We start from the raw sequence: 12,839 nt of genomic DNA, 5'->3' as shown, positions 1-12,839 counted from the left end.
GCGGAGCGGGGTGAGGAAAAGAAACATGGTTCTGAAAATCAGCAGCAAGATCGTCGACTACTCTGTGGTCAAGCCGGAAGAGCCCAAGGTCGAGGCGCCTGCCGCACCGGCTGCACCCAAGCTCGAGGAAATGCATGAGAAACTCAAGCGTCCCGAGTTTCTTGAAGGCTCGACATACAAGATCAAAACGCCGAACTCGGAGCATGCGATCTATGTGACCATCAATGACGTGGTGCTCAACCACGGCAGTGACCATGAGATGCGCCGCCCTTTCGAGATTTTCATCAACTCGAAGAACATGGAGCACTACCAGTGGATCTCGGCCCTGACGCTGATCATCTCTGCCGTGTTCCGCAAGGGCGGTGATTGCACCTTCCTGGTCGAAGAGCTGCGCAGCGTGTTCGACCCCAAGGGTGGCTACATGAAGCGCGGTGGCCGCTGGATGCCATCGCTGGTAGCCGAAATTGGCGACGTACTCGAGCAGCATCTCAAGCGCATCGGCATGATGAGCAGCGAAATGGACGAGCACCAGCGCGCCTATCTCGAGCAGAAGCGTGCCGAGTTCGTCAACATGAACCCGCAGAGCCAGGCCGCGGCCGATTGTGACGACAGCACCGAGACCTATCCGCCCGGAGCGCAGATGTGCGGAAAGTGCCACACCCAGGCGGCGGTGTTGATGGACGGCTGCATGACCTGCTTGAGCTGCGGCGATAGCAAATGCGGCTGAGCGATCAAGTATCGCTTCCCTAAAAAAAGGCCCTCTCAGGGCCTTTTTTGTTTCTGTGGTTGCCTCTTGAAGCGGTACTGCTCCCCCATCAGGGGGGTGAAACCTCAGCGTCCACCCGCATACATTCGAAGCATGCCGGTGAGCCGGCTCGCACCTCTGAACGGGAAGCGGCCGCCATAGACGTACAAGCTCAAGGGAAACCATGATGACAATAATAATACCCAACCCGCGTTCTACCCTGGCTCTGCTGTGGGCGTTTGGTGGTCTTTCCCTGACTGCCCTGGCCGCACCAGTCAATGAACAGGCGCTGCGCGAGCAGAGCGACGGTGAATGGCTGAGCTATGGTCGAACCCGCGCTGAACAACGCTTCAGTCCGCTGAAAGAAATCAACCAGGACAGCGTGGCGAAGCTCGGACTCGCCTGGTCTATCGACCTGGACAACAACCGCGGGCTGGAAGCGACGCCGCTTTATCACGACGGCGTTCTGTACACCTCGTTGTCTTGGAGCCGCGTCATGGCGGTCGACGCCGATTCGGGAAAAATCTTATGGAGCTTCGATCCCGAGGTGAACAAGGCCAAGGGACGCCACGCCTGTTGCGACGCGGTCAACCGCGGCGTGGCGCTATGGAAGGGTAAGGTTTACGTAGGCACGCTGGATGGCCGCCTCATTGCGCTCGATGCCAAAACCGGTGAGCCGGTATGGACCAAGCAGACAACCGACAACAGCAAGCCATACACCATCACCGCGGCGCCACGTATCGTCAAAGGCATGGTGATGATCGGTAACGGCGGCGCTGAGCTCGGTGTGCGCGGCTACTTTTCAGCCTACGATGCGGAAACAGGCGAGATGCGCTGGCGGTTCTACACCGTGCCGGCGGACCCATCGCAGCCTGTGGAGCATCCAGAGCTGACCGAAGCGGCGAAAACCTGGAGCGAGGATACCGACTGGTCGCTTGGTGGCGGCGGTACCGCCTGGGACGCGATGGCTTACGATCCGGAGCTGGACCTGCTCTATGTGGGAACCGGCAACGGTTCGCCCTGGAACCGGGAAATCCGCAGCCCAGGCGGCGGCGACAACCTGTTCCTGTCCTCGATCCTGGCAATCAAGCCTGATACCGGTCGGCTGGCCTGGTACTACCAGGTCAATCCGGGCGACACCTGGGATTTTACCGCCACCCAGCAAATCACCTTGGCGGAGCTGGAGGTCGACGGCAAGCCGCGAAAGGTGTTGATGCAGGCGCCAAAGAACGGCTTTTTCTATGTGCTGGACCGCGAAAGCGGCGCACTCATCTCGGCGGAGAAGTTCGGCAAGGTAACCTGGGCCGAGCGCATCGACATGGCCACCGGCCGACCTGTGGAAGTCCCCGGCGCCCGCTACGAGAAAGAAGCGGTGACAATGTGGCCAAGCCCATTCGGGGCGCACAACTGGCACCCGATGTCATACAGCCCGCTGACGAAGCTGGTCTATATCCCGTATCAGGAAGTGCCTGGGATCTACAGTAACGAGGGCAAGAGTTACGTACCCAAGCATGGTTTCAATACCGGTTCGGGCTCATCTGAAATCACCGAGTTGCCGCGCGACTACACATCCGGTGCGCTGATCGCCTGGGATCCGGCCAAGCAAGAAGCTGCCTGGCGCGTCGAATATCCGCATCACTGGAATGGCGGAACCTTGGCAACGGCCGGCAATCTCGTTTTTCAGGGCACCGCTGCGGGCAAATTCAAGGCCTACAGCGCCGATGCGGGAAAGGAGTTGTGGTCGTTCGACGCGCAAACCGGCGTTATCGCCGGGCCTATGACCTATCGCCACGAAGGCGAACAGTACGTAGCGCTGATGGCTGGTTGGGGCGGTTCCGCTGCACTGTTCGGTGGTGATGCGGTAGTGGCCACTGGTGTGCGCAATGTTAGTCGTATGCTGGTCTTCAAGCTCGATGGCAAGGCAAGCCTGCCGACGCTTGGAGATGTGCCGCAGAGCCAACGCACGCCTGAGCCGGTGGTGGCATCGGAAGAGGATATCAAGGCAGGTTCGGATCTGTATGCTGCTTATTGCGCCGTATGTCACGGCACAGGGGTCGTCGGTGGAGGCGTGTTGCCGGATCTGCGCCATTCACCGGATGCGGTGCGTCAGGCGTGGGAGGCTATTGTTCTGCACGGGGCATTTCAGTCGAAAGGCATGGCCGCCTTTGGTGACAGCCTTAGCGAACAGCAGGCCAGGCAGATCCTGACCTACGTCCGGCATCGGGAATATCAGACCTGGACCGAGGCGATGAAGGCAGCTGGAAGCCAACAATAGCGTCCGACTCGGACCGAAAGGTCCATAGCGCTGAGTATTTGCTCTAAATCAACGCGTTTTATGATGGGGGACGCTGGCTCGCCAGACGCTCCCCTCGTCGCTGTTCACTGCTATGCTGGGGCAAGTGCCGATCAGGCACATACAACAAAAAGAGGCTGGTAATCCATCAGCCCGACCAGCATGGAAAGACTCGATGAGCATGAGAACAGGCGCACTGATTCCCGATCGTCCTCTCCGAGCCGAGCCTCGTGACGATTGTCCGCCACTGCTGAAAACCAAGCTTATCCCACCGCGGCGCGGCCGCAATATCCTTCCCCGGCCAAGACTCGAAGACCTGCATGCACGCGTCGCCGAGCACCGTCTGACGGTGCTGGAAGGCCCGGCAGGATACGGCAAGACCACGCTGGCAACCATCTGGTGCGACGATCTTGCGGCTCGCGGGCACGCGGTTGGCTGGCTCTCGCTGGATGACGAGGACCAGCATGTCGAGGACATCCATCGGTACCTGTTTGCCGCGGTGGCGCAGGCCTTCGATCCTCTGGGTGTGGAAGGGCAGCATGCACAGCCCAGGTCGATCATAGAGCTGATCAACACCCTCAGCCAGGCTGCACGCCCTCTGGTTCTGTTCATCGACGACTGTCATCGGGTAGATGATGAAGTCCTCGTCGGCGCGCTGAGCAGGCTCTTGCAACGTGCTCCCGGTTCGACTCATCTGGTGCTGTGTTCCAGAAGCGCTATCCCGACCGCAATCAAGCAGAATCTCTATCTCGATGACCTGCTGCAACTGGGCGCCATCGAGCTGCGTTTCGAGCTTGATGAAACCCGCGATCTGCTGCGTAAGGCAGGCGCCGAGTCGAGCCTCGAACTGGCTGAGTTGCAGCGGTACACCGAGGGTTGGGTCACCGGGCTGCGTGCCTGTCTGCAAGCCCCGGCATCGACCGGATCGAGTCACGGGGCGAGCATGCGTTGTATCCGCCACGTGTTCGACGAGGCGCTGCAATACCTTCCCGCGGGCCAACGCCGTGCGGTTTTGCCGTTGGGCATGCTCGACAAGTTCAGCGATGCGATGCTACGTAATGTGCTCGGTGAGCACGCCGCCTTTGGCCTGATCGATGCGCTGCTGGATCAATCGGTGTTCATCCAATCCTTGGATGACAGCCGCGCCTGGTACTGTCTGCATCCGATGTTCCGCGAATATCTCAAGGTCCGATATCTGCGGCGCAATGGCGAAGACGCGAACCGGTTTCTGTTGACCGCGGCAGACTGGTGCGCCCGACACGAGCGCTGGCTCGATGCTATCCGGCTGGGAATGGAGGGCGGGCATCTCGATGCGGTCCGCGGCTGGATCGAAGGTTGTGCAATGCAGCTACTGGAGCAGGGCGATTTCGCCGCACTGGTTTCGCTGGAAAAACGCTGGCAAACGCATTCCTCGGGTGCACCGTTGGCGCTCAAGATAGCCAGGGCCTGGGCGTTAGGCGTGGCGCTGGAGCCTGACAGCGCGCGGGCGATGATGGCCGAGATAACCTCGGACATCACCTCGATGGGCGAGGAAGGTGTCTGGATCGAGTGGGAGATGCGCTCGCTGGAGGCCATGCTGGCCGGCCTGGCAGACCAGAATCACATTTCCGGCCCGCTAGCGGAAACCTGCTACAGATCGGCAACGTTACGTCCCTGGGTCCGGAATGTGTTGCTCAACCTGATCAGCTGCAGTCATTTCCACGCCGGTCGCTGGGATGCGTTCTACACCGTTCCACCGACGCTATGCGGACCGGGCATGCCGGCGGGCATGCTGTTTCACGATTGCTACCGCCAATCGCTGCACGCTCTGGCGCAATCGATACAGGGACGGCTGCAGGACGGCATTAACGATCTGACCGAATTCCTGCAACGCGTGTCGGCTCGTTTCGCCGACATGCCGGAGCGGCCCAACCCGGCATTGGTGGCATTGCCTCAGGCAGTGATAGCCCAGCTGCAATATCTGCTCGGCGATCGGACCGCGGCGCAGGCCTGTCTCGCCCAGGGCATTGACCTGGTCGACATGGCCGGATTCCTCGACTGCACCGCGGCGGCCTATTGCACCAGTGCCAGGCTCGCCTGGCATCAGGGCCAGCATCAACGTGCCCGGCGCCTGCTGGAACAGTTGGAAGGACTCGCCAACATCCACGATTGGGACAGATTGCGCGCCAGGGTGCTGATGGAGAGATCCCGGATCAATTTGCTGGACGGCAAATTTCGCGAGGCGGCGGCTTGCGTCAGTGGACTCGCTGAATTATCGACGCGACACACCGACGCGCCGACCTGGGAATTCGACGTATACGCGACCTTGTCCGCGCTTTGGCTGGCCATGCATCGGGATGATCTCGACGAAGCTCTGATAGACAAGGCGCAGGCTTTGACGCTCAGGTTGCACGATCGCGAGCTGCGACTCTGGCACGCCGAGCTGGGACTGGCGCTGGGCCTCGTGCAAGATTTGCATCAGCACCCTGGCAACGATCCGGCTTTGCTTGAACAGGTACTGATGAGCGTCGAGCAGAGCGGCGCGTTGGCGATCGTATTCGACTGTCCACTCGGAGATCAGGATGCCCGCTGTCAGGAGTCGATTGTGCCTTCTGTCTGGCAACGAATCCGGCAGATCCGCGCCGATGCCGGCGTAGGTATTCAGCAGGATGAACGGCAGGCCGCTGCACTGCTGGATTTGACCGTCAAAGAGAGACAGGTGATGCAGTTGGTTGCCGAAGGCAAGTCGAACAAGCAGATTGCCCGCGATCTGAACGTGGCGCCGGAAACCATCAAATCCCACATGAAAAGTATCTTCGCCAAACTCAAGGTGGATAACCGCGCACAGGCGGCGGTGATGTTGCGCCAGGGAGGGTGAAAAAGGCGCTTCCCCGGCAGTCACGAGGAAGCGCAAGGCTCAGCAACGAAGGAGTTGGTACTCCCCGGTTGATACCGGGGAGCGGAGGGCTAGCGAATACCCGAGGCGCGCAACGCGTTGGGGGTGTAATCGGCAGACGATGCCTTGAAATCCAGATCGTAGTTGTTACGTTCTTCGTTGGTCATGCCCAGCGCCACGTACCGGCCGTTTTGCAGGTCATACAGTGTCTCGATGGCATAACCGGGCACTTGCACCTGGAAGCGCTGCTGGGCGATTGCTTCAGCGACCCGCCAGAGACCGCCGCGGCCGTCGTAATGGTCGATCGCCGCGGCCTGCCAGTTGTCTTCGTCGATGAAGAAGTGACGCTTGGCGTAGACGTGACGCTGGCCGTCCCGCAGGTTAGCTTCGACCTCCCATACGCGGTGCAACTCGTAGCGCACAAGATCCTGGTTGATGTGTCCGGCCTGGATGATGTCTTCGTATTCGACGTCACGCGAGGCGATCTTGTAGTTGTTGTACGGGATGTACATCTCGCGCTTGCCAACCAGTTTCCAGTCATAGCGATCCGGTGCGCCGTTGTATAGATCGTAGTTGTCAGCGGTGCGGGTGCCATCGGCGCCGAAAGCCGGACCGTCATAGGCGACCTGCGGCGCGCGACGCACACGGCGCTGGCCAGCGTTGTAAATCCACGCCAGGCGCGGCTCCTTCACCTGGTTGATGTTTTCATGCACCAGCAGCACATCGCCGGCCAGACGCGAAGGCGAGAGCACCCGCTGGGTGAAATAGAACATCAGGTTGTCGGAAATCTTCGGGCCATAGTCGGTGAGGGCGGTGGCGAAGGTGAATTCGTCCTGGAAGATGACCATGGTGTTTGAGCCGTTCGCTTGCGGGGTTGCCTGGGCGATGGTTCGCTTGAGGCTACCACCACGGTAACGGGTGATATGGTTCCAGACCACCTCGACGCCGCTCTGCGGAATAGGGAAAGGGTAGGCGCTATCGAAGTTCTCCAGCCCGTTTCCGCCTTCGACCAGCCTGGTATTCACGGCGTTGCGCGCGACCGCCTCTTCGATCTCGGTCGGAACAGTGTTGGTCCGGCGGGTCTCGTAGACGTGCATCCGGTAGGTTTCCGGGTAGCGGGTGAACATCGCCATATGGCCCGGGCTCAACTTGTCCTTGTACTGCTCGGCGTTTTGCGCCGTGATGGTGAACAGGATCTTGTCGTCAGGGAAGGGCTCCGAGTAGAACCCGTCTTTGTCGACTGCGGCTGCATCGGTCGGCATGCCACCGGTCCATTCGGGAATCGTGCCGTCGGCATTGCCGGCGCGCTCGGCGCCCAGCGGGGTCAGTTCGTTGCCGAGCCTGGACGCTTCTTCCTGCGACACCGCTGCGTGGACGCTGACGGCGAGTGTGCTCAGGGCGAGCAGGGCCAAGGTGCGGCGACTAGCTTGTGCGATTGATTTCATTGTTGTTCTCCGTGCTTCAGAAATTCACGCCGACGCTGACGGCAACGAAGTCGCGATCGGTCAGAGTATTGAAGTCGCCACCGAAGTAGTTCGTGTAGCTCAGGCTGGCGTTGTATTTATTGTTGTACAAGGCGTTGAGGCCGACGCTGGCGGCCTTGGCGCCTTCGTTGAAGTTCTGGCCGTAGCCTTCCACGTCATGGGAAAACGCCAGGCTCGGCGTCAGCGCAACACCGGCGAAGCCGCTGTAATCCAGCGCGGCGACCAGTCGATAGCCCCACGAATGCTGGGTATAGAAGCCCTCGTCCGAACAGTATTGCGGTTGCGCCGTATTGACCGCTGTTTCACACAGGCCAGGCACAGCCAGTTCTCCCGAACCGAAGATCGAATCACGGCCAAAACGTAGCTCGTCGGGGCCGCTCTTCAGCCCGCCAATATGGTTGTAGCCCACTTCTCCTACGAGCGAGAGCCGGTCGGCACCGAGCACGTTATCCATGAAATGGATGGCCGTTACCTGGGCCTGGGTGACCGGCATCCGCTTGTAACCACGGATATCGTAGCCAGCCGGGGCCGGAACGCCTGGAACCAGGCCGGGGTAGTAGCCGCTGAGGTTGACTGGCGTGAATGGGTTGGCGCCGCCACCCAGTGCAGCGGCCACGGTATCGTTGGTGCTGATCTGCAGCGGCTGGTTGGGTCGGTAGCTGACTTCGCCGGATACCGACATGCCGCCCAGGTTGGTCTGGAAGCTCAGGCCATACAGACGGATGTCCTCGGGGTAGTCGATGTAATAACCCGCATCGAGCGGTACCTCGACGACATCGAGATGCGAATTGTAGGCCGCTCCGGTTGGTGCCCCGGTTCCCGCGACGTTGCTGTAAAACGGGGTCCGGCTATGGAAGTTCATCGCATACAGGCCGAACTCGGTGTCGTTCAGCGCCGGCACGAACCAGCGAAAGGCGGCGCCAAACTGGCCGCTGTCGGTCGGCTCGCGATTCTCCAGACGCGGGACGTAGACCATCGGCCCACCGCTGAGCTGGGTGCCGTCGACTACCGTGTAGTTGCAACCCTTGGCTACCGAGTCGGTGAACGAAAAGAAGGTGCCGCAGTTATCGAGTACCAGCGGATCCCACTCGAGCTGATAGAACAGCTCCATCCCGAGGTTTTCGGTCAGGCTCTGGGACAGGTAAAGCATGTTTACCGGAATCAATCCTTCCTTGATTTCCGCGCCGGGACGGCGAAACGCCGCAACATCGACCGGGTTGATGCTGTTGATGCTGTTCTGGATGAAGGTGCTTTCGCCCCAGCTTACGACCTGGCGGCCGACACGCACCGAGCCGGGCATGCTGCCGATGGCGTAATTGTGATAGATGAAGGCGTCGAGCAGTTCGGCCCCGGAGGCCTTGGCCAGATCCCGGCGGCCGCTGTCGTCGATGTCGTACAGATCCTGGCTACCGTCCTTCATCTCGAAGTCGTACCAGTACTTGCCACGCACGAAGACGCCGGTGTCACCGTACTGCAGCGAGAGGTCGTGTGTGCCCTTGAAAATGGTCGAGATGACATCGCCTTTTTCGTAGTTCAGGCGGCCGTCGTCGGAGTTGGCCGCATTGGCCCGGCCCCCGTTGTTGATCCAGATGAGATCCTCATCGCGCTCGGCAGTGCTCCAGGCCGAGCCAATGGAAAGCTGCGAATCGAACTGACCTTGCACCTCACCAATATCGAAGCGTACCGCGTGAGCCGGCATTGCTGCGGCCAGAGCGACCGCGACGGTCAGAGGCTTGAGGCCCCAGACCAGATTTTTTGTAGTTATTCTGCTCATGATTCCCTCGCGTCGGGCTTTTTCTTGTTGTCACCGGGGCGATGTCTGCGCGCCGTCTGTCACGGCCTTTCGCACCCCACTCGACACTATGCCGCTCCGGTTGAACCCTGAACCCCCCTTATGGGGGGGACGCTCGCCGGTGGAGGTTGCAACTGACCGCGCCAGGCGGATAATGCGGTCCTTGCCAAGGGAGACCCGCCATGCCGTTTTCAGACATTCAACTGCTCATGGGCGCCATTGCTCTCGCCTCGCTGATAGGCTGGGGCGCAACCGCCGCATTGCTCCTGCGCCGTCAGAGCCAGCGCCAGGCCGAGCTCGAGGCAGCCATCGTCCAGCTGGAAGAACAGCGCGAGCGTGGTCACCGTCTCGAAGTCGAGGGTCATCAGCACCAGGCGCGCCACGGCACGCTGGAAGCTAGGCTGGAACATGTGCAGGAAACGCTCGACGCCTTGCGCGCCCAACACAAGGAGATCTCCGTGCGTTTGACTGAGGCCGAGCGCCTGAGCCATGACTGGCAGGTGCAGGCCGAGCGGGCGCAAACCATGAGCCGCGAACAGCTGCGGCAAATGGAGGAGCTACGCGGCGAGCGCGAAGCGCTTACCGCTCGGCTGGTGGAGCTGCAGACGGTGCATGAGCAACTGAATGTCGAGCACTCGACATTGCGCAACAGCCTGGAACATCGCCAGCAACACTTCACCGAACAACAACAATTGCTCAAGGAAAGCCGCGAGCAGTTGAAAATGGAATTTGAACAGTTGGCGGGGCGTATCTTCGAGGCGAAAGGGCAGGCGTTTTCCCAGCACAGTCAGCAGTCACTCGACGCGTTGCTCAAGCCGTTTCGTGAACAAATCGACCAGTTCCGCACCAAGGTTGAAGATATTCATCACAAGGATACCCAGCAACAGGCTGCGCTGGCGCAGGAGCTGATGCACCTCAAGGAGCTGAACCGGCAGATCACCCAGGAAGCGCATGATCTGAGCACCGCGCTGCGCGGGCAGAAAAAGACCCAGGGCAACTGGGGCGAGTTGATTCTGGAAAATGTGCTCGAGCGTTCCGGCCTGCGTGCAGGGGAGGACTTCAAGCGAGAGGTCAGCTTCACCAACGCAGAGGGTCAGCGCCAACGTCCGGATGTGCTGGTGTACCTGCCGCAAGGCAAGCATCTGATCATCGACGCCAAGGTGTCGCTCAATGCCTATACGCGCTACATCAATTCCGAAGATGATGCCGAGCGCAATATCGCGCTGGCCGAGCACGTCCAGGCCATCGGGCAACGCATTCGTGAACTGTCCGACCGTAACTACTTCGACCTGCCAGGCCTGAACGCGCCGGAAATGGTGTTCATGTTCATCCCGATCGAATCGGCCTTCGTCGAGGCGCTGAAAGCGGACGAGAAACTCTTCCAGAAAGCTATCGAGCAGAACGTGCTGGTCGCTACACCGACCACGCTGCTGACCAGCTTGAATATCGTCCGCCAGTTGTGGCGCTTCGAAGATCAGAACCGACATACCGCTGAACTGGCCGACCGCGCAGCCAAGGTTCATGACAAGTTGCGGACCTTCCTCGGCAGCATGGACAAGATCGGCAAGAACCTGGAATCGGCGACCGATGCCTATCAAAAGGCGTGCGATCAGCTGGTGAACGGACGCGGTAACTTGGTCAAGCAAGTCAACGATTTCAAAGAGTTGGGCGTCTCTGTTAAAGCAGAACTTGGCGAGCAGTGGACCGATCGTGGCGGTCTGGAGCTCGGACATGCCGTGCCGGAGCAAACGCCGGAATCCGTCAACGACGAGCGGTGAGCGCGTCTGCAACGCAGTCTGCTTATTGATGACAGTGTCGCGCTGGGCGCTGAAACCGAGCTGCTCGGCGCGCTCCCGGAATCGATCCCGAGGGCAAGCAGTTCGGTGTGCCGATTCCCGACTATCTCGAAGGCGAGGCGTTCGATCGTCGGTTCGCTGCACGATTTTCTTGTGGCACGCCTGCCATAATCCCGCTCTATTCTTGCCGCCTTGTTTTGGTGCGTGTGTTTTGCGCCGCACCAAAACGATTCGACCCATCCCTGAGCTTTTGATCCCGCAACCCTACCAAGCCTGAGCCAAGCCCCTGCTGGCACGCCTATTGCTCTGTCCGGTTATCCGTAGACAGGGCAGGGCGACATGACCGCAGCGTGGTATCTCGAGCAACTCGATAGTGCAGTGAGCTGGCAGGCTGGCCTGGATATGGGCATCGTCAATCGCGCGGGACGCTCCGTAATCGATCGACTCGCCCATCGGGGTCCGCTCCGTGTTCAGCGTCCGCTTCATCCGGAAGGCCCGCAGTGCCCCCATGTCTATATTCTTCATCCGCCTGGCGGCCTGGTAAGCGGGGACACTCTGCGTCTGAATACCGATGTCGGCGAGGGCGCGTCGGTGTTGCTCACCACGCCGTCTTCCGGCAAATGCTACCGGGCGCGCGAAAACGGCACGCTACAGCAGCAGCTCAACCGCTTCACGGTCGCTGCGGGCGGCTCGCTTGAATATCTGCCGCAAGACACCATCGCTTATGAGGGTTGCAACGCCCGGCTGACCACGCGGGTGGACCTGCTGGGTGATGCGCGCGTCTGTCTGTGGGATCTGCTGTGTCTGGGTCGGCCGGCTGCAGGCGAGGGCTTCACAGCAGGCCGCGTCGATCAACAACTGGATATCTGGCGCGCCGGCCGGCCGCTGTATATCGAGCACAACCGATTCGATGGCGGTGATCCGCTGCTGTCGGCGCGTTGGGGGCTGGGTGGCTGCAGCGTAAGCGGCACCTGGCTCGGCACGCTCACGCTGGATCGCACCGAGCTGGATGCGCTGCGTGAGGACTGCGCGGCCATCCCACAACTGGCCCTGACGCAACGACACGGTCTGCTTATCGGACGCTACCTGGGCGACTCGGCCGAGCATGCACGACTGACCTTCATGCGGTTGTGGCAACAGCTACGCCCGCGCATCAATGGACGGCCCGCCTGCGCGCCGCGAATCTGGAACACCTGAACGGAGTGCACCCATGGAGCTTACGCCCCGTGAGAAAGACAAGCTCATGCTGTTTACCGCAGCGCTGGTGGCCGAGCGCCGCCTGGCTCGCGGCGTGACATTGAACTACCCGGAAGCCATGGCCTATATCAGCGCGGCAATCATGGAAGGCGCACGCGACGGCCGTAGCGTGGCGGAGATGATGAGTTTCGGGCGCACGCTGCTGACCCGCGAACAGGTCATGCCCGGTGTGCCGGAGCTGCTGGCCGAAGTGCAGATCGAAGCGACCTTTCCCGACGGCACCAAGCTGGTGACCGTGCACAATCCCATCGTATGAGGCCCGGCCAATGATTCCCGGAGAAATCCAGACGCTGGAAGGCTCGCTGACCCTCAATGAGGGACGCGAGACGCTGCGCCTGAGCGTAGCGAACACCGGCGACCGACCGATTCAGGTCGGCTCGCATTATCACTTTGCCGAAACCAACGCGGCGCTGCGCTTTGACCGTGAAGCGGCGAGCGGCTTTCGCCTGAATATCGCCGCCGGCACCGCGGTGCGCTTCGAGCCGGGCCAGAGCCGCGAGATCGAGTTGGTTGCGTTGGCCGGTGAGCGCAAGGTCTACGGCTTTCGCGGCCAGGTCATGGGCAGCCTTTGAACGCCTGTCGCAAGGGGGAGAGAAC

Annotated in this window: 9 protein-coding genes; 7 read left to right on the top strand and 2 right to left on the bottom strand. The window is 60.7% G+C overall.

Annotation, left to right across the window (positions count from 1 at the left end):
* Nucleotides 1-25 precede the first annotated feature (25 nt).
* From BLT85_RS06760 to BLT85_RS06750, 3 genes are all read left to right on the top strand, one after another.
* Nucleotides 26-727: a TSCPD domain-containing protein gene (locus tag BLT85_RS06760; protein WP_093392463.1), complete on the top strand. Its 702-nt coding sequence runs from the start codon at nucleotides 26-28 to the stop codon at nucleotides 725-727.
* A gap of 205 nt (nucleotides 728-932) precedes the next feature.
* Nucleotides 933-3,020, top strand: coding sequence for a PQQ-dependent dehydrogenase, methanol/ethanol family (locus BLT85_RS06755; protein ID WP_093392461.1), 2,088 nt, complete (start codon nucleotides 933-935; stop codon nucleotides 3,018-3,020).
* Between the two features lie 193 nt (nucleotides 3,021-3,213).
* Nucleotides 3,214-5,895 (top strand): LuxR C-terminal-related transcriptional regulator, encoded by a 2,682-nt coding sequence (locus BLT85_RS06750; RefSeq protein ID WP_172829816.1) that lies wholly within the window; start codon nucleotides 3,214-3,216, stop codon nucleotides 5,893-5,895.
* 89 nt (nucleotides 5,896-5,984) lie between these two features.
* On the opposite strand, the gene BLT85_RS06745 is transcribed toward BLT85_RS06750, so the two are convergent.
* Nucleotides 5,985-7,358, bottom strand: coding sequence for a DUF1329 domain-containing protein (locus tag BLT85_RS06745; RefSeq protein WP_093392457.1), 1,374 nt, complete (start codon nucleotides 7,356-7,358; stop codon nucleotides 5,985-5,987).
* A gap of 16 nt (nucleotides 7,359-7,374) precedes the next feature.
* Complete coding sequence (locus BLT85_RS06740; RefSeq protein ID WP_093392455.1) at nucleotides 7,375-9,171, bottom strand: DUF1302 domain-containing protein; 1,797 nt, start codon at nucleotides 9,169-9,171, stop codon at nucleotides 7,375-7,377.
* A gap of 200 nt (nucleotides 9,172-9,371) precedes the next feature.
* Here BLT85_RS06740 and rmuC point away from each other — a divergent pair, with 200 nt between their 5' ends.
* The 4 genes from rmuC to BLT85_RS06720 all read left to right on the top strand — a co-directional run bounded on the left by rmuC (nucleotide 9,372) and on the right by BLT85_RS06720 (nucleotide 12,814).
* A complete protein-coding gene (rmuC, locus tag BLT85_RS06735) occupies nucleotides 9,372-10,967 on the top strand; it encodes a DNA recombination protein RmuC (protein ID WP_093392453.1) in 1,596 nt (531 codons plus the stop codon).
* Nucleotides 10,968-11,324: 357 nt separating this feature from the next.
* Nucleotides 11,325-12,182 carry an urease accessory protein UreD gene (locus BLT85_RS06730; protein WP_093392451.1) on the top strand — a complete coding sequence of 286 codons (858 nt, stop codon included), beginning with the start codon at nucleotides 11,325-11,327 and terminating at the stop codon, nucleotides 12,180-12,182.
* A 13-nt stretch (nucleotides 12,183-12,195) separates the two neighbouring features.
* On the top strand, nucleotides 12,196-12,498 hold the full coding sequence (gene ureA / locus BLT85_RS06725; RefSeq protein ID WP_093392449.1) for an urease subunit gamma: 303 nt from the start codon (nucleotides 12,196-12,198) through the stop codon (nucleotides 12,496-12,498).
* Nucleotides 12,499-12,508: 10 nt separating this feature from the next.
* Nucleotides 12,509-12,814 (top strand): urease subunit beta, encoded by a 306-nt coding sequence (locus BLT85_RS06720; RefSeq protein ID WP_093392446.1) that lies wholly within the window; start codon nucleotides 12,509-12,511, stop codon nucleotides 12,812-12,814.
* Nucleotides 12,815-12,839 lie beyond the last annotated feature (25 nt).

The organism is Halopseudomonas xinjiangensis (assembly GCF_900104945.1).
Lineage (GTDB): Bacteria > Pseudomonadota > Gammaproteobacteria > Pseudomonadales > Pseudomonadaceae > Halopseudomonas > Halopseudomonas xinjiangensis.
This window is presented reverse-complemented; position numbering and strand designations above follow the sequence as displayed.